Source organism: Microbulbifer maximicatervae (SeqCode), from assembly GCF_052467225.1.
In genome coordinates this window covers 1,076,486-1,103,145 of the sequence record NZ_CP174303.1, presented here as the reverse complement: position 1 = coordinate 1,103,145, position 26,660 = coordinate 1,076,486, and the positions used below count along the sequence as shown (strand labels likewise).

At 45.3% G+C, this 26,660-nt stretch carries 22 protein-coding genes and 1 pseudogene; 8 read left to right on the top strand and 15 right to left on the bottom strand.

Going from position 1 to position 26,660, the window contains the following annotated elements; all coding sequences use genetic code 11:
- Positions 1 to 68: 68 nt before the first annotated feature.
- Positions 69 to 1,550, bottom strand: a complete 1,482-nt coding sequence (locus ACJJIZ_RS04865) for a DEAD/DEAH box helicase (RefSeq protein ID WP_444916191.1) — start codon at positions 1,548 to 1,550, stop codon at positions 69 to 71.
- Positions 1,551 to 2,011: 461 nt separating this feature from the next.
- Between ACJJIZ_RS04865 and ACJJIZ_RS04860 the strand changes: the two genes are divergently transcribed.
- A complete protein-coding gene (locus ACJJIZ_RS04860; protein ID WP_444907106.1) occupies positions 2,012 to 2,614 on the top strand; it encodes a GNAT family N-acetyltransferase in 603 nt (200 codons plus the stop codon).
- Positions 2,615 to 2,811: 197 nt separating this feature from the next.
- On the opposite strand, the gene ACJJIZ_RS04855 is transcribed toward ACJJIZ_RS04860, so the two are convergent.
- The 3 genes from ACJJIZ_RS04855 to ACJJIZ_RS04845 form a co-directional block, all read right to left on the bottom strand.
- Complete coding sequence (locus ACJJIZ_RS04855) at positions 2,812 to 3,381, bottom strand: cysteine hydrolase family protein (protein WP_444915378.1); 570 nt, start codon at positions 3,379 to 3,381, stop codon at positions 2,812 to 2,814.
- A gap of 254 nt (positions 3,382 to 3,635) precedes the next feature.
- Positions 3,636 to 3,860 (bottom strand): DUF7661 family protein, encoded by a 225-nt coding sequence (locus ACJJIZ_RS04850; protein WP_444907104.1) that lies wholly within the window; start codon positions 3,858 to 3,860, stop codon positions 3,636 to 3,638.
- A gap of 175 nt (positions 3,861 to 4,035) precedes the next feature.
- Entirely contained in the window at positions 4,036 to 5,088 is a 1,053-nt protein-coding gene (locus ACJJIZ_RS04845; RefSeq protein ID WP_444915377.1) for a hypothetical protein, read from the bottom strand.
- A 317-nt stretch (positions 5,089 to 5,405) separates the two neighbouring features.
- Here ACJJIZ_RS04845 and ACJJIZ_RS04840 point away from each other — a divergent pair, with 317 nt between their 5' ends.
- Together ACJJIZ_RS04840 and mmsB are read left to right on the top strand one after the other, a co-directional pair.
- Positions 5,406 to 6,917, top strand: a complete 1,512-nt coding sequence (locus ACJJIZ_RS04840) for a CoA-acylating methylmalonate-semialdehyde dehydrogenase (protein ID WP_444915376.1) — start codon at positions 5,406 to 5,408, stop codon at positions 6,915 to 6,917.
- An 18-nt stretch (positions 6,918 to 6,935) separates the two neighbouring features.
- Positions 6,936 to 7,829, top strand: a complete 894-nt coding sequence (mmsB, locus tag ACJJIZ_RS04835) for a 3-hydroxyisobutyrate dehydrogenase (RefSeq protein ID WP_444915375.1) — start codon at positions 6,936 to 6,938, stop codon at positions 7,827 to 7,829.
- A 67-nt stretch (positions 7,830 to 7,896) separates the two neighbouring features.
- Here the strand turns inward: mmsB and ACJJIZ_RS04830 are convergent, their stop codons facing one another.
- Both ACJJIZ_RS04830 and ACJJIZ_RS04825 read right to left on the bottom strand, forming a co-directional pair.
- A complete protein-coding gene (locus ACJJIZ_RS04830; protein WP_444911637.1) occupies positions 7,897 to 8,427 on the bottom strand; it encodes a hypothetical protein in 531 nt (176 codons plus the stop codon).
- A 131-nt stretch (positions 8,428 to 8,558) separates the two neighbouring features.
- Positions 8,559 to 9,281: an SDR family oxidoreductase gene (locus ACJJIZ_RS04825; protein WP_444895922.1), complete on the bottom strand. Its 723-nt coding sequence runs from the start codon at positions 9,279 to 9,281 to the stop codon at positions 8,559 to 8,561.
- 117 nt (positions 9,282 to 9,398) lie between these two features.
- Between ACJJIZ_RS04825 and ACJJIZ_RS04820 the strand changes: the two genes are divergently transcribed.
- Positions 9,399 to 10,313, top strand: a complete 915-nt coding sequence (locus ACJJIZ_RS04820) for a LysR family transcriptional regulator (protein WP_444916190.1) — start codon at positions 9,399 to 9,401, stop codon at positions 10,311 to 10,313.
- Between the two features lie 57 nt (positions 10,314 to 10,370).
- On the opposite strand, the gene ACJJIZ_RS04815 is transcribed toward ACJJIZ_RS04820, so the two are convergent.
- Positions 10,371 to 10,766 carry an FAD-binding oxidoreductase gene (locus ACJJIZ_RS04815; protein ID WP_282931030.1) on the bottom strand — a complete coding sequence of 132 codons (396 nt, stop codon included), beginning with the start codon at positions 10,764 to 10,766 and terminating at the stop codon, positions 10,371 to 10,373.
- Positions 10,767 to 10,905: 139 nt separating this feature from the next.
- Between ACJJIZ_RS04815 and ACJJIZ_RS04810 the strand changes: the two genes are divergently transcribed.
- The 3 genes from ACJJIZ_RS04810 (at position 10,906) to ACJJIZ_RS04800 (ending at position 14,512) form a co-directional block, all read left to right on the top strand.
- On the top strand, positions 10,906 to 12,018 hold the full coding sequence (locus ACJJIZ_RS04810) for a bifunctional nicotinamide-nucleotide adenylyltransferase/Nudix hydroxylase (protein ID WP_444916189.1): 1,113 nt from the start codon (positions 10,906 to 10,908) through the stop codon (positions 12,016 to 12,018).
- Positions 12,019 to 12,222: 204 nt separating this feature from the next.
- Positions 12,223 to 13,644, top strand: a complete 1,422-nt coding sequence (locus ACJJIZ_RS04805; RefSeq protein ID WP_444915374.1) for a nicotinate phosphoribosyltransferase — start codon at positions 12,223 to 12,225, stop codon at positions 13,642 to 13,644.
- A gap of 28 nt (positions 13,645 to 13,672) precedes the next feature.
- Complete coding sequence (locus ACJJIZ_RS04800) at positions 13,673 to 14,512, top strand: ADP-ribosylglycohydrolase family protein (RefSeq protein ID WP_444915373.1); 840 nt, start codon at positions 13,673 to 13,675, stop codon at positions 14,510 to 14,512.
- Between the two features lie 20 nt (positions 14,513 to 14,532).
- Here ACJJIZ_RS04800 and ACJJIZ_RS04795 read toward each other — a convergent pair whose 3' ends face one another.
- Together ACJJIZ_RS04795 and ACJJIZ_RS04790 are read right to left on the bottom strand one after the other, a co-directional pair.
- Positions 14,533 to 15,246, bottom strand: a complete 714-nt coding sequence (locus tag ACJJIZ_RS04795; RefSeq protein ID WP_413663534.1) for an NUDIX hydrolase — start codon at positions 15,244 to 15,246, stop codon at positions 14,533 to 14,535.
- A 60-nt stretch (positions 15,247 to 15,306) separates the two neighbouring features.
- Positions 15,307 to 15,663 (bottom strand): winged helix-turn-helix transcriptional regulator, encoded by a 357-nt coding sequence (locus ACJJIZ_RS04790; protein ID WP_413663535.1) that lies wholly within the window; start codon positions 15,661 to 15,663, stop codon positions 15,307 to 15,309.
- A 111-nt stretch (positions 15,664 to 15,774) separates the two neighbouring features.
- On the opposite strand from ACJJIZ_RS04790, the gene ACJJIZ_RS04785 reads away from it, so the two are divergent.
- Positions 15,775 to 16,566: an SDR family NAD(P)-dependent oxidoreductase gene (locus tag ACJJIZ_RS04785; protein ID WP_413663536.1), complete on the top strand. Its 792-nt coding sequence runs from the start codon at positions 15,775 to 15,777 to the stop codon at positions 16,564 to 16,566.
- A 150-nt stretch (positions 16,567 to 16,716) separates the two neighbouring features.
- Here ACJJIZ_RS04785 and asnB read toward each other — a convergent pair.
- The 6 genes and pseudogenes from asnB to ACJJIZ_RS04755 all read right to left on the bottom strand — a co-directional run bounded on the left by asnB (position 16,717) and on the right by ACJJIZ_RS04755 (position 26,369).
- Positions 16,717 to 18,651, bottom strand: a pseudogene (gene asnB, locus ACJJIZ_RS04780) (asparagine synthase (glutamine-hydrolyzing)).
- A gap of 436 nt (positions 18,652 to 19,087) precedes the next feature.
- Positions 19,088 to 20,743 (bottom strand): histidine kinase, encoded by a 1,656-nt coding sequence (locus ACJJIZ_RS04775; RefSeq protein ID WP_444915372.1) that lies wholly within the window; start codon positions 20,741 to 20,743, stop codon positions 19,088 to 19,090.
- A gap of 1,350 nt (positions 20,744 to 22,093) precedes the next feature.
- Positions 22,094 to 22,597, bottom strand: coding sequence for a hypothetical protein (locus ACJJIZ_RS04770; protein WP_444915371.1), 504 nt, complete (start codon positions 22,595 to 22,597; stop codon positions 22,094 to 22,096).
- 502 nt (positions 22,598 to 23,099) lie between these two features.
- On the bottom strand, positions 23,100 to 24,986 hold the full coding sequence (gene parE / locus ACJJIZ_RS04765) for a DNA topoisomerase IV subunit B (protein ID WP_282931020.1): 1,887 nt from the start codon (positions 24,984 to 24,986) through the stop codon (positions 23,100 to 23,102).
- 12 nt (positions 24,987 to 24,998) lie between these two features.
- On the bottom strand, positions 24,999 to 25,592 hold the full coding sequence (locus ACJJIZ_RS04760; RefSeq protein ID WP_444915370.1) for a YqiA/YcfP family alpha/beta fold hydrolase: 594 nt from the start codon (positions 25,590 to 25,592) through the stop codon (positions 24,999 to 25,001).
- Positions 25,593 to 25,694: 102 nt separating this feature from the next.
- The gene (locus ACJJIZ_RS04755) at positions 25,695 to 26,369 is read right to left on the bottom strand and encodes a hypothetical protein (RefSeq protein WP_444915369.1); all 675 of its coding nucleotides are present in this window, start codon (positions 26,367 to 26,369) and stop codon (positions 25,695 to 25,697) included.
- Positions 26,370 to 26,660: the final 291 nt, after the last annotated feature.

Below are 26,660 nucleotides of genomic sequence, written 5' to 3'. Positions count from 1 at the left end.
GATATTAAAGATTACAACACCTTCGCAGGTGAATACCTTGTTATCGGCATTAAGAGTCCAGCAAAATACTAGGCACTTTCAGATCGCCCTCTAGTAGTAGGACGCCGTCTCGGAGCTCGTTGTGGCTTCTGTCCATCACTGCGACCAGCCTCAGCACCGCGCCCTTTACCTTTACCGTTATCGCCCGCGCGCTTGGCTGGAGCACCTTTACCCGCAGAGGCGTTACCACTGCGGCCGCTAGAATTTCCACGCCCCTCAGGCTTACCGCGTCCATTGCCGCGGTTGCCCCGACGCTCCTCGCTATTGCCGCGCGCTTCACGCCGCCCTTCACTCTTCTGTGAGTTACCCGCTGGGCGCTTGCTGGAGCCGGGCTTTTGCAACCCACCCCGCTTTGGATTTCCGGATGCGGGCACCTGGTGGTCTGGCTCAAACTCTTCGATTTCCTCGCGCGGAATTGGCTTGCCGATCAAGCGCTCAATATCGCGAAGCTGCTTAATCTCATCAGCGCTAACAAGTGATACCGCTTGTCCCTGAGCGCCCGCACGCCCTGTGCGGCCAATACGGTGGACATAGTCCTCAGGCACATTGGGCAAATCAAAATTTACTACCTGGGGCAGCTGGTCAATGTCGATGCCTCGGGCCGCGATATCAGTCGCCACAAGAATCTGAACCTTGCCAGCCTTAAAGTCCGCCAGGGCACGAGTTCGTGCATTTTGACTTTTATTACCATGAATGGCTGCTGCCAGGATGCCGTCACCTTCGAGCTGCTTCACCAGCCTGTTGGCACCATGTTTAGTTCGGCTAAAGACCAAGGCTTGGTGCCAGTTATTCTCCCTAATCAAATGACTAAGCAGTTTCGTTTTTCGAGCCTTATCCACAGGATGGAGTTTCTGTCGCACCGTTTTAGTAGTGGAGTTGCGTGGACTGACATCAATTTCCAGCGGATCTTTTACCAAGCCTTTCGCCAGCTGACGAATATCTGGTGAAAAAGTTGCGGAGAATAGAAGGTTCTGGCGCTTGGCCGGTAAAATCCTCAATACTCGTTTGATATCGTGGATGAAGCCCATATCCAGCATGCGGTCTGCTTCATCAAGTACCAGGGCTTCTAAGCGATCGAAGCGAATTGCCCCCTGATTGTGCAGATCCAGCAAGCGCCCAGGGGTAGCTACCAAAATATCCGCTCCGCCTCGCAGGCGAGAAATCTGGGGGTTGATCTTCACACCACCAAACACCACCGCATGGCGCATAGGCAGGTACTGGCTGTACCCCTGCACATTATCGAAAACCTGAGCCGCCAATTCACGGGTTGGAGTGAGCACCAGTGCGCGTACTTGCCCTTTTCTAGCGCGCTCACCCTGGCTAAGACGATGCAACAACGGCAAAGTGAAGCCAGCCGTCTTACCGGTACCAGTTTGGGCTGCGGCCATAATATCGCTGCCCTTCATTACCGCTGGAATAGCTTGTGCCTGGATTGGCGTAGGCGCAGTGTATCCCTGCTCTGCAACGGCACGGGCAATCTCCTGGGCAAGGCCCAGATCTTCAAACAACATAAAAAAACCTCGAACTGCGCCGCAGGCGCAATCAAACACACTCACTCCCCCTGAGGGAATGAAGAGAGAAATCGGAGTCGACATCGGGAGCCTGTATTGCTCCCAGCGTGTACAGCCGTCTAATCGCCAGTCCTCGTAACCGGCGCGCGGCATTCAGTAGAAATTTCCTGGAAGAATTTTTGAAAAGTTCCGGAGGGGCTACCGGCGGATCACCGGCCTACAAATGACGCAGCTGAGAAAAATCAGCGGCGGTACTATACCACACAAAGGCTGACTGTATAGTTTCACCCAGCCAAACTCCTTTCTTTTATAGGTTTATACAGAGCAGTTGTTGGGGAGGTCGTCTTCAGGACCGTAACATAGTTTCACGTTCGCAGCGCGAGCGTCTATCTTTGAGGTACCCCATCCCGTTGCGAACTTGTAAAACAAAGCTGCTCAAAGCAGCCAGGATAGGAACCGTTATGTCACCCAACAACAGTGTGAATACTGAACACCAAGTTGAGCTGATCACCCTCGGCAATGGACGCAAAGTCTCAATACGCCCCATCTGTCGCAGTGATGGCCAGCTTGAGAAAGAACTAATTGAACAGTTATCTCCAGAAACTCGCCGCGATCGCTTTATTGGCGGAAGCTGTAAAGCCAGCCAAAAGCTATTGGAGTTACTCACAGATAACGACCACCATGTACATGAAGCTTTTATTGCACTCTGCAGTAGTGACAGAGCACAGAGAGCCGTTGCTATAGCACACTACGCACTTGACGTTGACGGACGCGCTTGTGAGTGTGCCGTTGTGGTGAGCGATGACTGGCAGGGGTTAGGTTTGGGACGCTTAATGTTAAAGCGACTCATCAACTGCGCCCAGGATCAGGGGCTTGAACGAATCTATTCGATTGAGTCAGCACAAAATAGACGAGTGGACAGTTTCGCAAAATCCATGGGCTTTACCTGTAAAGCCGATGCCAAAGACTATACCCTGCTCACCTATACACTAGAATTGAAAACTAATCTTGAGACTAACGGCTTTAGTCATAAAGAGGAAATTTCCCGAATAAATTTGGAGTAAATTAGACAGCCCAATAAATAAATTCACAATTACAATTATCATTATGAAGCAGGTGCCTTTAGGACCTGTTTCGCTTGCCCCCTATTCAACTGACTTTTAATTTTTGTATTTTAAAAATCCAACAATATTACTTAATACACCATTACATGAAATATGCCCCTCAGGAAAAACAATATTAACATCTAAATTATTAACACCTAGGGGCTCATAGCTCGTATCAACTCATCACTGGATAAAAACTTTACACCAATGTTTTTCATATCGACAATATTGGCCTTGGCAATCTCTATCGTTTGGGCTGAGGTTGCATCAGTAATAATGGTTACCTCGTAATGCAAGCAAACCGCATCATAAACTGTGGCCCTAACACAGTTTGGGTACTGAGTACCGGTAACAACTAGCTCATTAATTTTTAAACGTCTTAGAATGGAGTCCAGTTCAGTATTCATAAAACCACTAAACCTATTTTTAATGATTTTATATTCCCCCTCAAATGGTTGTAACTCATCTATAATTTTACATCCAGGTGTATTTGGAACGGCATATTTTTTATTAGTCATAAAATCCTGATACCTGAAATTTTCAATATCACTACCGTCCTCTCGATACTCCCGAACAACATGAAATATCGGCAGGTTATGCTTCCTGAAAAATTCTAAAACACGCCTAACCTTAGATATCGTAGAATAAGCACCAAAAACTCGACATGGAGCGCCCGGCAGAACGAAATCATTCTGCATATCAATTATAAGTAACGCTTTATTCATTGAACACCTCTCCTATTAAGACAATCTTCCTCGGTAGGAAATTAGTATGTCAGCAGCGTTCAAAAGACCAACCCATATTTTCTATTTGTCACATGAAAATATTCACTATTTACCTTATAAGACAGAAAGTAATAGTAGCCAACTTAAACACACAAATAACACTACCCGGCACAGGGAAAAAACTGATTTTACTTTAACCAATGAAATGGATTTAAAGCCCCCCTATTCTCATCTTTATTTACTTGCCAACATATTTACTCTACATCTATACGCACCACAACAGGGTACCGCTCACTTGCCCATTCATGGCAGATATCTGCCAAGTATTGGGCTAAATCTTTCTCACTAATTTCCGAAGGTATTGATATCCCGGCACTGCGACGCTTACCTTCATTGCCCTGATAGAATGTGGCCCAGCTATTCGACTGCCTTTCGATCAAAACCTCTCTACCAAAAACATTGAATTTAAGCTTTTTCATAAAGAACTATGTACAACTAAAATGCCTCAAAGCTATGCAATTGCTCACACAAATTTCACAAACCTATTTTCTTTGCATGGATACAATACGCTCTCGATCAGATACAATAAAGTATTTGCAGGAGTTAATTTAACTCCTGCAAACCCAATAACTTCTTCTTTTATACCACTCTTCTTTAGTCAAAAAAATCATCACACGCCAATGGCCCACTAAATTCGAGCAAGGCCTGAGGCATTTGAATTTGCTCCTTCAGCTGTCCAAATTGATACAGATAGAAGTTGACATCTGCCTGCATGGATTTCATATAACTCTGCTCACCACCAAAAATAATTACAGAGGGAAACTCCAGTGGATAAAAGCTGGCAATGTCTGCTTTTGCTTCGACAACTAACTTGTATGAAATTTTGTTAAGTTCAACTTGTAGATAACCTGAACAGGCGTCTGCTTCCCGCTTAACAGAGAAACCATTAAAAGCCGGTAAAAAAATCAGGTCATGCTCCTCAGAAACATATCGCCCCGCCCACATTTCAATCTCTGAGTCACCCAGTTTAGCTCCGGTAATCATATAGTAGAGGTCATCTGTTAGCCCCATTGAATAGATCATACCGGCACTGGATTCTTTGTCATACCAGCCCTTATCCAATTGCGCATAGCCAGCACCGGCTAGAGACATAGAACCATCAAAATAACTGTAATTGACTGGGGTACCGACCGTATATAGGAACCACTTTCCTCCTACCCCAGGTATCTCAGGAATAAATCCAAAAGGAGTTTGACCGGGGTTTAACCCATGCCAGTAATGGTGGTGTTCACCAGCCCACTCCATATTAAACAGGAAATCTGGATGTAAGACCTGTACACCCTGCTCATCGGCCACAACTACTCCCGGTACTTCATAATAGAACTCATCAATACCTTCGGGGTGCTTCAAGATCACTTCATCAAAAAAGAGATCATACTTCGTGGTAGCTCCGGTCTCTGAAGAAAAAGCTAAATGGATATAGGCTTTAGGCTTGACAACTGCAAAGTCAGGTGCAATATAGGTTTGTAAACTAACTTTGAAATATCCTACATCGGGAATTGCAATGTTATAGAACCATTGCTCGGCCCAGGTTTTGTCAGAGCTAGGCTCATGTGCACTTAAGTCACTTAGAGTGGTAGCACCAACAAATATGGGAGATATCATTAATCCGATTACAATCAGTATTCTTTTTATCATAAAACACATTGAATAATCCTCTTTTACTCTTCACTAGTTACATTACGACAACAACATTTAAGCTAGGCATTAATCCAAAGCCGAATTGCCAGCCACAAGATACTAGCCGTACAGTGCAAGATTATTTTTTCATTTCTTATGGGTGTTAATTATTTGCGATCTATTCTACAAAGATAATCAAATACATTTATTTTAATTTTTTGGTCAATCAACCTTCTGCTCAGCAAAAGTGAATAGTCATAAAAGCAGCGTGATATTCCTCTTTAATCGCGAAAAAACACCTAAACTGTTGGATAAAATCCCCTCCTCTCGGCGCTTTAATTAACATGAATAAGAATATTCCTTCCAAGTTACCAATAATGATTGGTGGTGAGTGGATTCAGTCCAAAAGTACTGAGTGGCTGGATGTAACCAACCCCGCTACCGGCGATGTTCTTACACAGGCGCCATTGTCTACCCAGACTGAACTGGAGAATGCAGTAATTTCCGCCAAAGAAGCATTTGACCAATGGCGAAATACGCCGGTTACTGCAAGAGCACGGATTATGTTGAGGTATCAGGCGCTTCTGAAAGAAAATCAGGAGCTGCTGGCTGAAATCCTCAGCGAGGAAACAGGTAAAACTTTTGAGGATGCCAAAGGGGACGTCTGGCGCGGTATTGAGGTTGTTGAGCATGCAGCCAATATCGCTTCACTAATGATGGGTGAAACCGTAGAGAATGTTGCCAACACCATCGACTGTTACTCCTATCTACAACCTATTGGAGTTTGTGCGGGGATCACACCATTTAATTTCCCCGCAATGATTCCACTATGGATGTTTCCAATGGCGATTGCCTGTGGGAATACTTTTATTCTGAAACCTTCTGAACAGGACCCTGTCACGCCTTGCAAACTGGCCGAATTATTTGCTGAAGCTGGGGCTCCTGCAGGTGTTTTACAGGTAGTACATGGCGGCAGGGAACAGGTGGATTTTCTTCTAACGCATCCCGGCATTCAGGCCATTTCATTCGTTGGTTCAGTCCCCGTAGGGCGGCATATTTATCAGACGGGTACCCAGCACCTAAAACGAGTTCAAGCTTTTGCCGGTGCAAAAAACCATATGGTCGTGATGCCCGATGCCAATAAGGCTGCGGCTATAAATAATATTGTTGGATCATCCATCGGAGCTGCCGGGCAACGCTGCATGGCGATTTCCGTCGCTGTACTTGTTGGGGAGACACAACAGTGGGTAGACGACATTAAAGACGCTATGTCAGCTATCAAGCCCGGTCATTGGAAGGATACGCAAGCGGGCTTCGGCCCACTAATATCACCCGCTGCTCGTGAGAGGGTGCTTGGGTATATCGCCCAGGGCAAAAAGGAAGGCGCCCGCTGTGTATTAGATGGCTCTGAAATTACTGTCGAAGGGTTTCCCAATGGGAACTGGGTTGGTCCCACCCTATTTGCCGATGTTACCTCGGACATGTCGATCTATACCGACGAGATTTTTGGTCCCGTACTTTGCCTGGTAAATGCCGACTCCCTGGAAGAAGCAATCCAATTAATCAATAACTGCCCCTATGGCAATGGCACCTCAATATTTACGGCTAGTGGCGCTGCCGCACGTAAGTTCCAACACGAAATATTAGTGGGGCAAGTCGGTATTAACGTGCCTATCCCAGTGCCGTTACCTTTCTTTAGCTTTACCGGCTGGCGAGCGTCTTTTTATGGTGATCAACACGCTTATGGAAAACAAGCTGTACGGTTTTACACCGAAACCAAAACTGTTACAGCACGCTGGTTTGACAGCGATATAGAGCATGCAGAGCACACCAATTTAACCATACAGCTCAAATAATGTTAACCGGAGAGCAGCATGACTAAAACAGTCGCATTTTTAGGATTGGGCCATATGGGACTGCCTATGGCCACCAACCTGGTCAAAGCAGGCTTTGAAGTTAAAGGGTTTGACCCGGTCACTGAAATACTGGATGCCGCTGTAGAAAGCGGTATCAAAAAGTGTTCCTCTCCCCAAGAGTCCGTCGAGGAAGCAGGTTTTGTGGTAAGCATGCTGCCTAATAGCGCGGCGGTTGAGTGCCTGTATATTGATACCGACAAACTGCTCGACAGTATTTCTCGCGACTGTTTGATTATCGACTGCTCCACTATTTCTTCCAACAGTTCTAAGCGCCTTATTCGTGAAGCCAGAATCAAAGGCCTGCAAGCCATTGAAGCCCCGGTATCCGGGGGAGTGGCGGGTGCTAGCAAAGGAACTTTGAGTTTTATGTGTGGGGGAGAGGCCGGTGATGTCGATAGGGCCCGGATAGTTCTAGAGCCAATGGGTAGCAATATTTTCTATGCCGGAGCAGCGGGATCTGGCCAAACAGCAAAGATTTGTAACAATATGCTGCTGGCTATTCATATGATTGGTACCGCTGAAGCCCTACAAATGGGGGTAGATAATGGACTCGACCCCAATGTGCTCTCCGACATTATGTTAAAGAGTTCAGGAGCCAACTGGTCCCTACAAAATTACAATCCCTATCCCGGAGTAATGCCCGAAGTTCCAGCGAGTAAAAACTATAGCGGTGGCTTTATGGTAAAACTTATGTGTAAGGACCTGGGGTTGGCGCAGGAAGCAGCCACTCAGAGTAAGAGCTATACGCCTCTCGGCTCAATGGCGCGCAATCTCTATGGAATTCTCAATTTGCGCGGAGGTAGTGATTTGGACTTCTCATCTATTCAAAAGCTATTTCAAGAAGTGGATTAGCCGCGTAGCAGGCTGGGTATCCACAACCCCTGCCGCAGCTCCACTTCTCTCCAGCACCAGTTACTGGCTATGGTTGCATGACTTTACCGAGAATTCGGATTTCACGCACTTGATCCCACTCTATAGCAAAGTAGAACTTTTGTTTGCGTCCAGCATTACTGGGAATCGTGAGTTCTTCAGGGTTTCCTTTGCCCCTAAACAAGTTGGTTGCATAGCCATCCTGGTCAATAAGGATCACTGCCTCGGAGCTATCCAGGTCGATTAACCGCACGGGGAAGTCATTTTGATTTTTAAAACCAACTTCAACATAGCAACCACTCTCTGCATGGGCGGTCACTGCGATAACGTCGCTTTCCAGATACTTATTGAGATCTTCCAGCGTATTGATAAGTACAGCACCATCAGTACTCTGCCCTGTTTTACGTCCATCAACCACACCTTCACTGGCACCATCCATCAGGTTTTTGCCAAAGCTGACGATGTTAGACATCACTGATTTTGCCGTTTCCGCTACGCCACTCTCTTGCTCATCTGTATTTTGCTGTGCAAACGCAGAGGAACATAAAATCAGGCCGGCAATTAAAATCGTTCTTCGCACTGATATCTCCATATCCTTTACTATCCATTCCAACTTAAGCCAGCTCCAGTTAGCTGGCTTAAGTTGGGAATATTAGCAAAAGAAATATTGCTTGGAAAAACGATTAGTGTTTGCGCGGTACAAAATCAGGATTACTGTCCCTGCCCTGTTGCTGCAATTTGAACCTCTCGAATATTTACATGCTGGGGCTGGGAGTACATGAACATAGCTGTGCGAGCAATATCCTCTGCATTAATTGCACCACCAATGGATTCTTTCCATTGTTGATAGGCCTCAATAATTTCTGCTGAGGTAGTGTGGCTTAGCAGCTCTGTTTCCACCGCGCCGGGGCATATGGTCATTACACGTACCCCGGTAGGCGCCACTTCCTCGCGCACGGTTTCACCAATAGCAGAGACAGCATATTTGGTACCACAGTACGCAGCATGATTGATAAATGTTTTTACTCCAGCAATAGAACTGATATTGATAATGGTCCCGGAATGGCGAGTTTTCATATCCTCCAAAACTGCCTGCATACCGTTAAGCAAGGCCAATACATTCACATCGAACATTTTCCGCCACTCATCGGGGTTCTGGGTTTCAATATTGCCCAGTAACATTTTGCCGGCATTGTTAATCAGACAGTCAACCGGACCAAACTGAGTCTCAGCCTCACGAATTGCCTCGCGCAAGGCTGCCATATCAGTCACATCCACTTTCCTGCAAAGAGTATTTGGCAGATTTAAAGCTTCCAGTTTGTCCACACGCCTTGCCAACAATAATAGAGGATGCCCGGCAGCAGACATATGTTGGGCAATGGCAGCACCAATACCTGAACTGGCTCCAGTAATAACAACGAGTGGTTTGGACATGGGCTCTCTCTCCTTCAATGAGTTATCCCGGCGGATAGTTTTGTTTAAGTAGACCCAGTATAGGAATTCCGACTAATATGATTAGCCCAACCAATAGGAAAACATTGTTTGGTTTTTATGAACAATATCTCATGGCGCGCTATTCGTGCATTTATTCAGGTGGCCGATGCCGGAAGCTTCACCGCTGCAGCGCGGGACAGCGGCTTTTCCAAGGCCAATTTGAGCCAACTGGTCACAGAGCTGGAAACAACCCTGGATATACAGCTTCTCTACCGCACGACAAGACAACTGCGTCTTACCGAGATTGGTGAGGGTTACTATTTGCGTTGCAAGCAAGCGATGCAGCAGTTGGATTCAGCCGCCGAGTGGGCCAGTGAATCAAAGGGAGGACTGGAGGGAAACATCCGCATCAACGCTGTTGGTGGCATTATCGGAGAGAGCTTAATTGCTCGGCTGGTGATCAAGTTTCAGCAGGCCAATCCAGGAGTTAGAGTTCATCTGGACTTTTCCAGCACCCGAGTAGATTTGATTCAAGACCAGTACGATTTGGTTATTCGTATGGGCAGTTTGCCGGACTCCTCTCTAATCGTGCGTAAACTTCACACTATCAAAACCCGATACGTAGCCAGCCCAAAGTTCCTTCAAGAATATGGACCTATAGAAAAACCTGCTGATTTAGCATCTGTACCGCTAATTTCCGGCAGTGTAGATCAATGGCTGCTGACACGAGGTAAGAATCAACAGGTTGTGCAAGTTGAAAACAGCACTAAATTGATTAGCGGAAGGGTAATGCACCGCGCTGCAATTGAGGGACTTGGAATTACCCGGCTGGCAGATATCTATGTCCAGGCAGATATTGCCAGTGGGCGTCTGGTTGAAATTCTGCCCGGCTGGTCTGAGTCTACCGAGCTCTCCATGGTATGCCCGCCCCTACGCCACCAATTATTACGGGTGCGCAATTTGATGCAGTGGCTAAAGGAAGGTTTTGCGGATATTTATTTACAGGCTTTAGCTGTTAGTCCTATTGAATAAAGTACCTCAAATAAACGCGAACAATTTGTCTCTGTGACTAGCTTTTCCTAATTACCGTCAAAGTTCACCTTCTGATTGTTTTATTGCCTGTAATTCCACCGGTGACAAAGCCTTGTAGCCACGCAAATAGGGCCAGCCATACCCCCAGCGAAATGGGGTGGGTAAAAAAGGCGTACCGCCAACCCGAACTCCAAGTAACATCATTAGTGCAACTTCTTCTTCCCCGGTTCCAGCTACACAGACTTCCAGATCTTTATCCGCCTGCTCGCGTTCATCGTATGTGCCCCCTTTCCAGTAGGCATAATCATGGGCAATACAGCAGTCGAGCCACAACTCCTGTTGATCAAAAGTTCCATCGGGAAATGCGCTACAACCATCAGTAGTAAATGGTTCTATTTCCTGCGCAAAGGCTTCCAAACTCAATAAGGAAATGAACAACAACCAGCGGCACATCAGTTCTACTCACACACTCGAAAAAAGTAAATCGGCTCGGAGACTGGAATATAACCCCACCTCTTCGATAAACCACTAAAAATTGAATTTAAGCCCACTTGCCATTAGTGTCCATTAGACACATAATGTTTCAAGACTTATTATTCAAGCCCTGGAGAGACCGGGGTTTACTCACAGCAAGGAGCTTGCTGCTATGGCCCTGCACTACGATTTTGCCGTTTTTATCGGTCGATTCCAGCCATTCCATTCCGGACATCTAAAAGTAGTCCAGTGCGGATTAGCTCAGGCCCAGCACCTGATTATCCTGATTGGCTCCGCCAACCAGCCCCGCAATCCTCGCAACCCCTGGACTCATCGCGAGCGGGAACAATTTATCAGGAAAAGTTTAAGCGAGAGTGACAACAAGCGCCTGACCTGCCTACCTTTAATGGATGTGCCCTATAACGATGAGCTGTGGGTACGCAATGTACAAAACTCCGTTAACGGCATAGTGACCGCTCATCACTCCATTCCCCACAAGCCACCTCAAATTGCATTAATCGGGCACCAGAAAGACCAGAGCGGTTTTTACCTCAACCTCTTCCCCCAGTGGGAATCCCTTGGGGTGGAGAATCACAACGAAATCAGTGCAACCCCCTTTAGGGAGGCACTATTTACCGACAGCGCCGATAGCTTGTTGAATTCACTCAGCCAGGAAAAGCAATTGCCAGAGGGCACTGTTGGCGCTTTAAGAGAGTTTGTGGAGACCAACCCAGCCTACGGCGAGATGCGCGAAGAAATGGCATTTATCCAGCGCTACAGATCCTCCTGGGCCACCGCTCCCTATCCGCCAACTCACGTTACTGTCGATGCTGTAGTGGTCCAATCTGGCCATATCCTGCTGATAGAGCGACGAGCTTTTCCCGGGCGGGGTTTATGGGCGCTGCCCGGTGGTTTTGTCGACCCCGGTGAGCGACTGATCGATGCTTGCCTGCGAGAATTGCGAGAGGAAACACGCCTTAAAGTCCCGACACCAGTGTTGAAAGGATCTATACGCCGGCAGGATGTATTCGATGAACCCTATCGCTCGGCTCGTGGAAGGACCATCACGCACGCCTATTACATAGAACTGGCTCCCAGCCAACAGCTTCCCAAGGTAAAGGGCGGTGACGACGCTCGCCATGCCCGCTGGGTGCCCCTCGCTGATCTGGACCCTCAGCAGCTATTTGAAGACCACTATTACATCATTCAATCCCTGATTGGCGGTGCCTAAAGCTTGTAAGAGGTGGCCAATTGCCGCCTCTTACACATTCAACAACTCGCATTACCTTCACCAATACCCAAAAAAACACGCCAATACTTGACAGCTTAGTATCGAAAAGACACTATTAACTTGGTTAGTGTCCTTTAGACAATAATTGGCAAGACCCGCACTGGAGAGACCGGTGCTAACAACTACTCACGGAGGATTTCCGCGATGAACCAGTACAACCCAATCCTGAATGTCGACAGCTATAAAACCAGCCACTACCTTCAGTACCCAGAGGGAACCCAGTATGTCAGCAGCTATATCGAGAGCCGGGGCGGCCAGTTCAAAGAGGCTGTTTTCTTTGGCCTACAGGCATTTATCAAGCAGTACCTGACTACCCCGATCAACGCAGAGCACATCGAAGAGGCAGAGGAGCTCTGTCTGGCCCATGGCCTGCCATTTAATCGCGAGGGATGGGAATACATTCTCCAGGAGCATCAGGGTTACCTGCCCATTGAGATTCAAGCAGTTCCCGAGGGCAGTGTTATCCCGACTAGAAATGTCTTAGTCCAAGTAGTCAATACAGACCCCAAGTGCTTCTGGCTAACCAGCTATATCGAAACCGCCCTGCTGCGCGCAATTTGGTACCCCACCACAGTTGCCACCCAAAGCCGGGAAGCCAAAAAGGTCATTCAACGATATTTACTGGAAACTGCTGAGGGCCTCGACTCACTGCCCTTCAAGCTACATGACTTTGGCGCACGCGGTGCTAGCAGCGAAGAGACAGCTGCGATTGGGGGCCTGGCCCACCTGGTAAATTTCCAAGGCACAGACACCATTGCCGCCGTACTCGCCGGCCGCCGCTACTACGCAGCCCCAATGGCCGGATTTTCAATACCCGCTGCAGAGCACAGCACCATGACCAGTTGGGGGCGCGAGCAGGAAGCCAAAGCCTATGAAAATATGCTGACGCAATTCAGCGGTGATAACAGTCTGGTCGCCGTAGTGAGTGACAGCTACGATCTTTGGAGTGCAATCGAGAATATCTGGGGCGGTGAATTAAAAGAGAGGGTAGAAAATAATGGCGGCACCCTGGTAATTCGCCCGGATAGCGGCGATCCCGTTGATATAGTCACTCAGACTATTGAGCGCTTGATGAGAATATTCGGAGCGACCATTAATAGTAAAGGTTTCCGAGTACTTCCGGACTTTATTCGGGTGATCCAGGGTGACGGGATTTCTCTACACACCATTGAGGGTATCCTCAGCGCAATGAAGGCCAGAAAACAGAGCGCTGAAAATATTAGCTTCGGTATGGGAGGTGAGCTTTTACAAAAAGTTAACCGAGATACCATGAGGTTCGCCATGAAAGCCAGTGCGGTTCGAGTCGATGGCCTATGGCGGGATGTTTACAAAGACCCCGCCACCGATAGCGGTAAGCGCTCCAAGAGAGGGCGCTTGGCATTAATAAATCGTACTGACGGAACGCCCTACACTATTCGTGAGCAAGATATTGGCGGCCGTAATAATCTGCTAAAAACCGTATACCGCAACGGAAAGTTACTTATAGAACAAGACTTGGAAACTATTCGAGAACGGGCTGTTATTGTTAAAGGTAGAGATGTATTGGCTGTTGCCAGTCAATATTAACTAATCGGTAATCTTTTAGGGGGCTTTGATGTTATTGGAAATAGCAGTTGGAGATGCCTACGGAGCCGGATTTGAGTTTTGTAGCCGTGAGATTATTAACAATAACAATCATGCTAACGGGTATATCTCTCATCCCCTTGGCATCAAACCCGGTTGTTATACCGACGATACTCAGATGAGCTTGGCTATTGCTGAGCTCCTTCTTGAGAATTCGAATCCCCAAGAGTCGGACTTTGCACAAGCTTTTATCCACGCTTATAAGCGTGATCCTCGCCTTGGATATGCATCAGGCTTTCAAAGCCTTCTCGATAGCTGTGAAACTGGAAAGGATCTAACTCGCAAGATAAGGCCTCACAGCAAACGTAACGGTGCAGCAATGCGCTCAGTACCCCTTGGGCTTATTCCCGATATTGATCAACTACTAACAGTGGCTAAATGCCAAGCTAGCGTTACGCACAATACCGAAGAGGGGATCTTATCTGCTCAAGCAGTTGCCCTAATGGCACATCTATTAATCTACCAAAAATCAACTCTAATTGAGTTGCCCAAGCTTATTGAGAAAAAGCTCAACCTAAAATTAATAGGAAACTGGTCTGGCAAGGTCAACTGTGATGCCTTAGAAACCTTGGCTGCGGTAAATATAGCACTACAAAGTAATCGAGACTTCCTTGGACTATTGAAGACCTGTATAGATTTTGGTGGTGATACTGATAGTGTCGCCGCAATTGCCTGCGGGCTTGCAGCACTTACCAGAGAGTACGATTTGGAACTTCCTTTCAGTTTACTCTCTGGCCTGGAAAATAGTACTTATGGATACCAATACTTGATTGAGCTAGATAAAAAATTAGTTAACAATTTTTTATCTTAAGAAGCGAAACTATTTTTCAGTTAAAGCTCTAAATTTCTTATAAATTTATGATCAGCGGAGCTTTCACTCAAACGATAGAGCGCTGCAGGCCGACCTTTTTCAGAACGTTTTTCACCAGTATCTACTAACAAATTTGCCTGCTCAATTCGCCTGCGAAATGATTTTTTCTGTATTGGTTTACCAATTATTGCCTCATGTACATGCTGCAACTCTGGCAAGGTAAAAGTTTCCGGTAATGCAAATGCAGGCACAATAGTATAGAGCGCTTTTTGAACCAAACGCTCATGGGCACGACTAATAATTTCCTGATGATCAAAAGCCAGAGATAATTGAGATATCTGAGAGTAAGGCAACCAGTCCACACTCGATACGGTATCGATTGCACTTGCACAGCGCTGGTGGGCAATCAAGGCAGTATAGGCAACCGATATCGACCATCCGCGCTTGTCTCGGCTAGATCCACCAAAGGTATAAAGCTGCTCTAAATAGGGAGGTATAACTGATGTCTTTTCTTTTAGCTTTCGGTTAACCGCCGCCTCCAGACTATTATCTTCGGTTTCAGAGACAAATCCTCCAGGCAAAGCCCACTTTCCTTTCTCTGGGTGAGCCGAGCGCTTAACCAATAACACCTTGAGAAAGCCTTCGTGATAGGTAAATAGAACTGCATCCACAGTAACTAAAGGAGCGTCAAAGTTACGCTTCTCATAGCGAGCTATATAGTCTTTTTCATTCATAGGGAGAGACAAGTATCATTTAGACACTTAGTGTAACTCGAAGGTATTGGTGGGATAAAGTTATTTACTTTCAGATAATTCTGAGCCGTCAATTTCCTCTTGTAGCTTTTCCAAGTCGTCCAGAATTCTCAGGAATTTCTGTCCAAATTCTGTAACGTTATATTCCACACGGGGAGGAATCTCTGCATAGCTGATCCGCTCCAGTATCCCGAACTCCATATTTCTTCGTAAACATTCATTCAGGACCTTGGTAGTCAAACCCTCAACGCTGCGAACCATCTCCCCCGGTCGATTTACCCCTCCAGCCAGAAGCTGATAGACAGTAAGGGACCATTTACAGCCATAGATAGTCTCAACCATTCTGGCACTTCTCTTGGGCGGGCGCTTTCGCGTGAGCATGTTTTTCTCTGATTTCATCAATACTTACCAAAAAGTAACTAGTGCACCATTTTGTGCTTACTTTTCAACCTATCCGATTCTTTTCTAAACTCCACTCACGTAATGAGCATATCTCAGTGAGGAAATAATATGAGTGACTCCACTAAAAGACCAGATTCTACTGAACAAAAAGAAGTTGCCTTAATCGTTGGTGGTTCCAGTGGTATGGGACTCGCCATTGCAAACCTACTGGTGAAACAGGGAATCCACACAGTTATTATTGGCAATAATCTCAACAAACTTGAAAGAGCCCACAACGAATTAACTCAGATGGGCTCTGCAGAAGCACTTCAGGCAGACCTCTATCAACAGGCTGATATCAGCGATATTATCGAATATATAAAATCCAGCAATCATCATTTTAAATACCTGGTAAACGCCGCTGGATATTTTAATCCTACTGCATTTCTTGAACATACTCGGGAAGACTACGACACTTATCTCGACCTCAACCGTGCCACCTTCTTTATTAGCCAGGCCGTAACAAGAAACATGGTAGACAACGGCGGAGGGAGTGTAGTGAATATTGGCTCCATGTGGGCCAAGCAATCCGTAAAGGCGACACCCTCCTCAGCCTATTCAATGGCCAAAGCCGGTTTACATTCGCTCACCCAACATATGGCGATGGAACTGGCCGATCACAAAATTCGTGTTAATGCAGTATCCCCTGCGGTGGTTAAGACGCCTATCTATGAGTCCTTTATCGATTCGGGGGAAATAGACCAAGCACTTGCTTCCTTCGATAACTTTCACCCTATTGGCAGAATTGGTACCCCCCAGGACATCGCTGGTGTCGTAGATTTTCTTTTAAGCGACAAAGCAAGTTGGGTAACTGGAGCCATTTGGGACGTTGATGGCGGGGTAATTGCTGGGAGAAACTAGAATACCAAAACGCCCGGATAGAAGTATTTTATTCGGGCTCAATTTAGAGAAATTCCTGCACTGCAGCTCCTGCTAAAGAATTGTTATTTTACCTTTTATTTAAATATCCAGAGTAAACCATCAAAACCATCTAAAGTAGAAAATTAAATCCTAAGACATGACCAATCGCTTGTGCAACAAAATACCACTCACTATAAGGTATTTTACAGCATCAACAACATTCTGATCGGCTTGCAATAAGCTATCACTCTTCTCAAAAAATCTAATTGCCTTCTTATGGTCCAAAAACGGCATATCCAAAGTTGCACGGCTATGAACAATATCCTTCATATATTCATAAAGTTTCCTGTTTTTCTTATCCGTAAGTGGTGGAGTCCAAAGAGGCTGTTTTTGCTTCTTGTATACTTGCTCTGTTAACACAGGTTTCATGGCTTCTCTGAGTATATATTTCTCCGTTAACCCGCGAATCTTGTATTTATCCGGCAATACTTAGACATACTCAACCAGGTGATGATCCAGAAAAGGTAGGCGCCCTTCGATAGAGTGAGCCATTTCTGTTCTATCCCCCATCATTGTAAGAACATAGTGGGGCAGCATAGACTTGGTAAAGGTATATAGACTTTTTGATAAAATGGACCTGTTCTTAACCGAAAAGGCACCTCCCAAGTGTTCCAACAGGGTTTCTGCAGGCTGTAAGTGCTGTATATACTTGGCATAATCCTCACAAAACAATGGGAATATCTTTTTGCCCATATCCATAAAGCTCTGCATCCAGTTTGGAAAAAAGCCAAGGGCTGACTTCACCACCTGTGACTGATGCACTCTTGTAGAGGCCATAAAAACGCCTTCGGAAACAGGATCACCAGACTGCAATTTCTGCAAGATAGCTTGCTTTTCTTTTTTTGGAATTGTATCTAAATAATTTTCGATAAAATCTTGCCTGAACCAACCGTAACCAGCAAATACTTCATCTGCTCCATCCCCAGTAAGAACCACTTTATAACCGTGCTCTCGAACAACTCGGCTTAGAACATATTTAGTGATAGCGTTACCGTTAAAGAACATTTTTTCGACGGTATAAGCAGTATCCTCAAAGCAAGAGATCAGTGTGTCACTATCAATTTCAACAGGGTGATAATTACTTCCCAAGTAATCAGTCATGGATTTTGCGTTAGAGGACTCATCATAGGCCGGATGATCAAAAGATAAGGTGAATGCATCGATCGGCTTATCCACCATACTTTGCGCTATACCAAGCACGGAAGAGGCATCTATGCCACCACTCAAATAGCAGGCAACAGGTACATCAGCTTTGAGCCTTAACTTAATCGATTCAGAGAAGCGCTCGCGCACCTCACTAATAACCTCTTTCTCATCGAAAACGTTACTTCTTTGTTCCGCAATATTGGGGAAGTGTAAATTCCAATAAAGATGAGTCGAAAATTGTAGATCATCCAAATAGGCTAAACCATAATGACCAGGAGGAAGCTCATGAATATTGTTAAATAAACTAGAGGCTGGAGCATGCAAGAAGCTAATTTCTTGCCAAAAAGTATGTGGATTCCAATCTATCGGCAAGCCAAGCGCTTTGAAGGCCTTAACTTCTGATGCAAAACACAAGCATCCATCTGCCCAATAATAAAATAGAGGTTTTATTCCAAACCTATCTCGAGCAGAAAATATTAAGTTTTTTCTTTTATCGTAAAGTACGAAAGAAAATTCCCCTCGTAGATATTCCAGGCAATAAACACCAAACTCTTGATATAGGCCGATAAGTATTTCACTATCCGATTGTGTAAGAAAACGATAGTTCCGCCTTATCAAATCATCTTTTATCTCTAAATAATTATAAAATTCACCATTAACAATGCAGGCTATCTCTCCATCATCACTCAATAGTGGCTGCTGACCACCTTCCAAGTCAATAATACTGAGGCGCTTATGAGCCAGCCAGGCCCGTCCATCTCCTGATGACCAGAACCCTTCACCATCAGGCCCTCGATGGGAAAGGGGCTGTAATGCTCGATAAATCTGTTCCCCGTTGTATACAACGGTATTTGAAAATACAGCTAGCAGCCCACACATTTTGCTGCCTCCCCAATATCGATAGAAGGACTGCCTCAGATTAGCAAAAAAGTACTTCGCGCCATCTACTCAAAAAAAAGCGAACAAATACTTATGCATTAAAGAATTGAACTAGAGATAAGTATAAGATTAAAATTTAGAACCAAACTCACATTTCACTAGCTGAGCTTGATTACAAGCTCAGACTTAAAGAGAGTTATAAATTTTAAAGATATCCTTTTCTTTCACTATCCAGCTAAGCTTTAGCTAAAACTCTAGATATATTGCTGCTCTAGGAAAATCTTTTGATTTACCTGAGCAGCCTAAAATCTATACTTAGAATAAAGATCTCTAAAATTTACATTGTACGTATTCCGATCGGTCTAGATTAATGATAACAATACCATTTAAACTCAAACAACTAACTTTATACGTAAATACAAATTATACAGCCCAATTAATAAATATAGACCGCTCCTGCATTTTCAGCTTCATTGCTCTCAGGGTTTGCGAACAAACCGCTATCCGTTCCATCCTCACCGTTCGCCCCTACTGCTAAACTAGCTCCATCTCCACTTAGCGCAACAGAGCCACCAAAATGGTCTCCCGAGTCTGTGTTGCTCGCCTTAATATAAGCTTCACTAGACCAGTCTACGCCATTAAATAAATAGGTATAAACTGCTCCTGCTCTAGTTGAAGATTCGTCTGTACTATCTCCGAACAATCCTTGGCTATAGCTTTTCTCTCCCCATGCTCCCACGGCGATAAAACTGCCATCATCACTCAGGTTTACCGCCTCTCCAAAGTAAGCCGATACATGAGGATTGGAAGCTTTCAAATAGGCAGTTTGCTCCCAAGCGTTTTCTTTTCGAGAAAAAATGTAGGCAGAGCCACTGTTAGATCCACTTTGTAATGGGGCGCCAACTGCTAGAGTTTGCCCATTACCACTTAAATTGAGCGCAAATCCAAACCAATCACCAGCGACAGGATTACTAGCCGATATCTTACTATCTTCCACCCAGGATTCACCATCCAACTGGTATAGATAAACGGAACCTGCCTCTGCATTGTCAGCATAAGCCCCAACTGCGAGTGAAGCCCCGGCATCATCAAGGCTTATCGAAGAACCAAAACCTAACCCCTCAGAACTATCAGCAGCCTTAATATAGGCATACTGTGACCAACTTCCCTCCTCATTACGGAACATATATACCGCTCCAGAATCTTCAATAGAATCGCCATCAAGACCACCATCTTCACTGGGTGCGGTTACTGCTAAAGTAGAACCATTCCCACTAAGGCTAAGGGCATAGCCAAATAGGTCATTATTTCCTTGATTGTCTGCTTGAAGTCGGGCGCTATGGACCCAACCGTCATTACTTCGGGAAAAAATATGAACAGCGCCCGCAGAAAAATTATCATGTTCCCCGTTCTCCTTGAATGCCCCTACTGCAAGCGTATAACCATCATCGCTAAGACTCAATGCAGTTCCAAACTCTGCAGCTTCTTGAGGATCTGGAGACTTAAGATAGGCTTGCTGTGTCCATTCGCCATCTTCCCGACTAAAAATATAAACTGCACCTGAATCAGGTGTCAGGTTATCCTCTTGGTCACCACCGCTATCTTCGCGAGGAGCACCTACTGCAAGCAGGTTGCCATCATCGCTAATTGCTAGATTCCATCCAAACTGATCGTCAGCATCCGTATTACTGGGTTTAAAATAACCGATACTACCTATCACATCCTGATCAATCGCTACTGCATCAGAATCGATACATCTCTGATCATCACAGGTTTGCAATAAGTATTGGGCATTAAGCTTTTTGAATAAAGGCACCACTAATTCAATGCGCTCTTCTTTTGGCGTAATGGGATTTCCAATAGGTTCAAACCCAGAGTGCCCATCAGCATTTTCAAATAACTGATAATAAGTTGCCCCAGAAACATCGCTCCAGCGAAAGGTTAGCGTTTTAGGTTTCTCATAATGGACCGTCATCGTAGCAGCTGTAAGCTCGCCACCCGTGTCTGGATCATCTCCCCCGCTCGAAGATCCATTACAACCTGAAAGATAGACACTGAACATCAAGATTGCTAGGTTAATATTAAATTTCACTATATGCTTTCCTTATAGGTCATCGTATCATTTTTCAAAACTCTCTTACCCTTAGCCCTTAATTAGATATAATTTTTATTGTCAACACGAAAATACAGACTATTCTCGCATCGCCTTAGCACTAAAATATCTCCAACAAGAACCACTGCGAGAAGTAAAATTAGAATAAACTTCGAATATATTCGTAAATAAACATCCCCTTTTATAGATTTATGTTTGATTCTCTTTTAGAGCCTTGACAGGATTAAGGGCTCAGACTGCTTTATTAACTTGCCAATTAAAACTTAGAAATTCATTCTTGAATTCACAATAGTCAATTAACCAGCATGAAAAACATATAAAGCAAACACTCAGACGAGCAGACATTATTATGTATATTTTATTTGTTCAGCAGCCGGCAGTGATAACTACTAAATAAGGTGCAAAAAACTTATCAACGTCTACACTATTTATCTTTCATTATTGGGTTTGCGCCAATTATCCTGCACACCAAATGGAGCAACCGACCAATACAAAATCAATAGCAACACCTACAAACATAACTTATTAATTTAACCTATAAACTATCACCCTTCACATTACAGCCGAGACTTTATAAGGCACCTATAATGAAACTGCTATCTAAACATTCTGATACTTTTAAACAGCCTACAAGATTCAACTGACAGAGTGAACTTTTTTTAATAAATATATTTTCATCCCCTAAATTAGAACAATAGGCCCAACTAAAAGTCTTTAATGGCTAGACATCTGTCCGAACTTGAGGGTACGTTTTCATAAATAAATGTGACTAAAAATTTCTTAGCAAACAAAAATACGGATAGCTTTTAGAAATTTTAAACCAGATATCCCACATAATTACACAAAATAAATCGATGAAGAGATTACAGCTTAACAATTTTCGGGCGTAAAAATTAAGAAGTGTGAGCTTCTGTCCATTTAGATAATAGAGTAATACTTTTATCGTATCTCATAATTTTTATACATGAAAGCAGTTTAAAAATGTGTGACAGTCATTTCTTGCAACAAAAATCTGTGAGTATTCCAATATTTATTTGGAGCTCAAGCTATTAGATACTCAACTACTCTTCCAGCTCGCTCTGCACGTATTTTTCGAATCCACAGCCTCATCCTGGGTTTACTAACTCCCATGGCCTCGCAATATTCATTCATTATATATTTTTGGCTGACTATCGGTTGTACAAGCTCCTGTTGGCACTTGGAGAGAGAAAACACCTCTTTCACAACTTGATCTTATTGAGTGTAATGCCACCAGCAGTCAAATTTAATATGACGATTCCTTTTACAACATCTAGATAAATCACAGTCCTATTAAGGCATGATTTAAGCTTAACCTTTGGAACCACCCCTATTACTAATTGAATTTGGTAAAATCAAATCTACTGGTTTTCTTGAATTAACATAATCCCGAAATTCGGGAGCTACATATTCAGAGCGCAACTCCCATATCCTTTTAAAAGGTGTCATTGATAAGTATGCTGTATATTGACGAGTCATTGAGTCCCAAATAGTAAAATCCAACCTGTTTGCCTTGTATTGGAAATAAGCTTCTTCCCAGATCTTAAAAAAACGATATACAAAACCAATGATCCTTAAAGTATCGGCACTCGACAAAGAATCAAAATCCTTCATCGCCTTCGCAAAGATATCTGCCATTGGTCCGTCACAAATTGCTGCCACAGCTTCTCGATGAGCAATGGATATCTCATGCATAGAAGCAATCTTCGATTCTTTATTCTGAACTCTTATTAAAGCGGCAAGATAGACTAAAGACGCGACAACCGCAAAGGCACCAACAAGCTCACCAACGGCACTTAATGTATTCCACAGCATACTCAAAACTTAATCTCGTCAAGCAGGCATTAATTATATAACTTTTGATGCTGTCGCTTTAGACTTTGAAAATACCCGAAACTGCTAGTCTCACTGTCAAGACATTATATAGGCACTTGTCACATGGTGCTTATTTCATTTTTTAAAAAAATTTAGACTATAGGTAATTAGAAAAGGACAAAATAGTAAAACCAAATAGAATGGATTGATTTGTGCACTTCTTTTTTATCGAAAATATCACATAGATGCTAAGGCTATATATTTTCGCATCAATGAAGTTGCCTGTTTTAAATAAGTATAATTCTAAAACAAGAAATTTAAACTAAAGGAATTAAATAATATCCAGCTGAAATGGCATCCATTAAGTTGAATAACTGATACAACTTCTGAAAGAGAGATAGAGCCCCTCAAAAGGAAGAGCGCTCCATATTAATCATATGCATTGATCTGTTGCCTTATTACACTAAGGCAACACCAATATCTATGTTAGAAAGCTAAGGGCTTAACCCACTTCAGCCAGATTCCCCTTACTTTCCAGCCACTGCTTGCGGTCTCCAGCACGCTTTTTAGCTAGGAGCATATCTAGTAGTTGATTACTGTCATCTCCTGAATCTATATAAAGCTGTACGAGACGTCGGGTATTGGGGTCCATCGTAGTTTCACGCAATTGCATAGGATTCATTTCTCCCAATCCCTTAAATCGGGTTACCTGAATCTTGCCCTTTTTCTTTTCTGCACTGATACGATCGAGAATGCCCTGTTTCTCAGATTCATCCAGCGCATAATAAACGTCTTTACCGATATCAATTCGGAACAGTGGGGGCATGGCCACATAGACATGACCGTTAGTGACCAACGGCCGGAAATGACGTAAGAAAAGCGCGCATAACAGCGTAGCAATATGCAGTCCGTCTGAGTCGGCATCGGCGAGGATACAGATCTTGTTGTAACGCAAGCCTTCCAGGTTATCGCTGCCCGGGTCCACACCGAGGGCTACAGCAATATCATGTACCTCCTGGCTAGCGAGAATTTCCCCTGAGTCAACTTCCCAAGTATTCAGGATTTTACCGCGCAGAGGCATGATAGCCTGGAACTCCCGGTCTCGCGCCTGCTTGGCGGAGCCACCGGCCGAATCACCCTCCACCAGAAAGAGTTCGGAGCGCGTGGTATCGCCACTGGAGCAGTCTGCCAGTTTGCCAGGCAAGGCCGGTCCCTGAGTAACTTTTTTACGTGCAACTTTTTTCGCGGAGCGCATGCGCTTCTGTGCGTTGCCAATACACAGTTCCGCCAGTTTATCGCCCTCTTCCGTATGCTGGTTCAGCCACAAGCTGAATGCATCTTTGGCGACACCGGAAATAAATGCGGTCGCTTCACGGGAGGAAAGTCTTTCTTTTGTCTGGCCCGAGAATTGGGGATCAGCCAGTTTGGCAGAGAGAACGTAAGAACACTGGCTCCAAATATCTTCTGGTCCCAATTTAATTCCGCGCGGTAGCAGATTGCGGATTTCACAGTATTCGCGCATTGCTTCCAGCAGGCCGGCCCGCAAACCGTTAACATGGGTACCGCCCTGGGCGGTGGGAATCAGGTTTACGTAGGATTCAGCGGTGACCTCTCCGCCCTCTGGCAACCATTGGACCGCCCAGTCTGCCGCCTCAGTGGTAGCTGCAAAACTACCTACAAATGGTTCTGCTGGCAGTACTTCCCAGCCCTGATTTGCAGCGGCCAAATAGTCCTTGAGGCCATCTTCGTAATACCACTCATCGGACTCGCCATCCTGCTCATTGATAAACGTAACCGTGAGACCCGGGCAGAGCACCGCCTTGGCACGCAGAAGGTGTCGCAGGCGCACCACTGAAAATTTAGCAGAATCAAAATATTGGGGATCTGGTAAGAAGCGAACACTGGTGCCAGTTGTGCGCTTACCGCACTCACCTACTACTTCCAGGTCGGAGGCCTTTTCACCATCTTTAAAGCCAATGCGATGAACCTTGCCATCTCGCTGGATAGTAACCTCCAGCACTTTTGAGAGGGCATTAACCACGGAAACACCGACGCCGTGAAGGCCGCCGGAGAATTGGTAATTATCATTGGAAAACTTACCGCCGGCGTGCAGAGTGGAGAGGATAACCTCTACACCAGGCCGTCCCTGCTCAGGGTGGATATCGACAGGCATACCACGGCCGTTGTCGCTGACAGAAAGCGAGTGGTCCTTGTGTAACACCACTTCAATTTTCTTGGCATGTCCGGCCAGGGCTTCGTCGACACTGTTGTCGATTACCTCCTGAGCCAGGTGATTTGGGCGTGCGGTATCGGTATACATCCCGGGGCGCTTACGCACCGGATCTAGTCCCGTGAGTACCTCAATATCTTCGGCGGAATAATTAGCCATAATTCTTATTGATTACTGCTCGTTAAATAGAAATTCGGTGATAGGGTCGCAGTAGCGTGCGAACTCCTGAAAACTATGATCGCCACCGTCTTCAATGGTCTGGCGTTGTCCTTGGTAGAAATCCTGCGCATCGCAATAATCCAGAACTTCATCCCCGCGCTGGGCGAGTAACCAGTAGCGACTCTGCAACGGCTTCTCCAATTCAGCCTGTACCCGCTGCATGGCATCTACATCAACCAGGGTAAGACGAAATTCCTCTTCTTCACCGCTATAGGGTTTTAAAACTTTCCCCACATAGGCTGGAATAAAGCGCGCGGGGCGCACTGCGGGATTTATCAGTACAGCGGGCAATCGGAAGCGCTCACTAAGGTAAGTACACCAAAAGCCCCCCATAGAACTACCCACCAATCCAATGGGTCCCCTATCGGGCTGCCGAAGGAGATCCTCCACAAGAGCCACCAACGATTTCTGCGCCTCCTCTGTATAGGGAGGAATCTGCGGTGCACAGAAGGTAACATGCGGGTATTGGGCCTGGAGCCGTTCTCGCATCAACTGGCATTTGAAGGACTGTGGTGATGAAAGGAAGCCGTGCAGATATATCAGCACCGGCCTTCCCTGAAGATCATTAGTTTGCATAGGCGGTGATTATAGCGCCCATATCGTCAATCGGGGGCGCTATGTAACCAGAAGCCTCAAAACGTGTGGGTATCACAGCAATGTGCGATTCAAACTGGCAAAGGCCCGCCTCATATCTACACGCATATCAGACCAGAAAGTTACACTGGTAAAACGCTCCATGCGCCCACCGGGGCCATAGGCACCAAAGTTCTCACCGATATCGCGGCGATCCCGGAAGCGCATCACAGCATTGCCCTCCCGATCATAAAGCGTTCCGACCAGTACCCCATAGGCACTCTGCTCGGTGTAGACGCGCCAGGTCCATGGAGAGGGGTCCAGTGGTGCAGCTACCGAAAATTTTTCCAGGGATAAGGACAGTGTGTAATCTGCCTCTTCCTCCTCCTCTGCTACCACGCTGTTACGCGGTTCGAGAAACTTCTCTGCAAACGTTTTGACCAACAGTGCATTCATCTGCTGTAGGTCCCTATCATCCAGCTCGTAATCTTTCTCTCTGTAGCGGGTGCGTGGCACCGAAGAAAAGCGCTTGGTGTAGTCAATTTGCACAGGGGCAATAAACACTTTGGAGCCGCTCATATCAAAAGCAAAGGCCGCGGCAACTTCATCCAACGAGCTGGATCTGGGAACCAAACCTTGGCTATCCTCCTGCACTGCCAGCTTTGACTCTCCCACCTTACTGGGATCATGAGCACAGGCACCGACTAATAACGCCAAGCCAATGAGCGGTAAAACAAATATTCTGTTCATTATTATTCCTCACTTCCCGATGTTATCTAGTTAACTGACGGAGTAGCTGCAAAATACGCATGAAATGAGGGGCAGTAGCGCAAATAAAACCCCAGTGCCTATTAGCGTATTTTATCAACTGTCAAATACTACTATTGATTCTGGTATGCCCCATTAAACAAATATCATCAATGATCATAAGCCTGGGGAAATTTCATTGTACGGTGAGAAAACAAAAAAGATAATGGTAAGTTCGTAAAGGGAGGCTTTACAAATAAAGGCGAGCTAGAAACTCTTAAATAACACGATAGA

Coding starts and splice junctions, on each gene's coding strand:
- ACJJIZ_RS04850 (WP_444907104.1), bottom strand. CDS start 3,860: ATGAAAAAGCTTAAATTCAATGTTTTTGGTAGAGAGGTTTTGATCGAA.
- ACJJIZ_RS04815 (WP_282931030.1), bottom strand. CDS start 10,766: ATGTGCCGCTGGTTGTTGTTCATTTCCTTATTGAGTTTGGAAGCCTTT.
- ACJJIZ_RS04825 (WP_444895922.1), bottom strand. CDS start 9,281: ATGTCCAAACCACTCGTTGTTATTACTGGAGCCAGTTCAGGTATTGGT.
- parE (WP_282931020.1), bottom strand. CDS start 24,986: ATGGCTAATTATTCCGCCGAAGATATTGAGGTACTCACGGGACTAGAT.
- ACJJIZ_RS04860 (WP_444907106.1), top strand. CDS start 2,012: ATGTCACCCAACAACAGTGTGAATACTGAACACCAAGTTGAGCTGATC.
- ACJJIZ_RS04855 (WP_444915378.1), bottom strand. CDS start 3,381: ATGAATAAAGCGTTACTTATAATTGATATGCAGAATGATTTCGTTCTG.
- ACJJIZ_RS04755 (WP_444915369.1), bottom strand. CDS start 26,369: ATGAACAGAATATTTGTTTTACCGCTCATTGGCTTGGCGTTATTAGTC.
- ACJJIZ_RS04785 (WP_413663536.1), top strand. CDS start 15,775: ATGAGTGACTCCACTAAAAGACCAGATTCTACTGAACAAAAAGAAGTT.
- mmsB (WP_444915375.1), top strand. CDS start 6,936: ATGACTAAAACAGTCGCATTTTTAGGATTGGGCCATATGGGACTGCCT.
- ACJJIZ_RS04845 (WP_444915377.1), bottom strand. CDS start 5,088: ATGTGTTTTATGATAAAAAGAATACTGATTGTAATCGGATTAATGATA.
- ACJJIZ_RS04790 (WP_413663535.1), bottom strand. CDS start 15,663: ATGAAATCAGAGAAAAACATGCTCACGCGAAAGCGCCCGCCCAAGAGA.
- ACJJIZ_RS04805 (WP_444915374.1), top strand. CDS start 12,223: ATGAACCAGTACAACCCAATCCTGAATGTCGACAGCTATAAAACCAGC.
- ACJJIZ_RS04820 (WP_444916190.1), top strand. CDS start 9,399: ATGAACAATATCTCATGGCGCGCTATTCGTGCATTTATTCAGGTGGCC.
- ACJJIZ_RS04795 (WP_413663534.1), bottom strand. CDS start 15,246: ATGAATGAAAAAGACTATATAGCTCGCTATGAGAAGCGTAACTTTGAC.
- ACJJIZ_RS04865 (WP_444916191.1), bottom strand. CDS start 1,550: ATGTTGTTTGAAGATCTGGGCCTTGCCCAGGAGATTGCCCGTGCCGTT.
- ACJJIZ_RS04800 (WP_444915373.1), top strand. CDS start 13,673: ATGTTATTGGAAATAGCAGTTGGAGATGCCTACGGAGCCGGATTTGAG.
- ACJJIZ_RS04840 (WP_444915376.1), top strand. CDS start 5,406: ATGAATAAGAATATTCCTTCCAAGTTACCAATAATGATTGGTGGTGAG.
- ACJJIZ_RS04770 (WP_444915371.1), bottom strand. CDS start 22,597: ATGCTGTGGAATACATTAAGTGCCGTTGGTGAGCTTGTTGGTGCCTTT.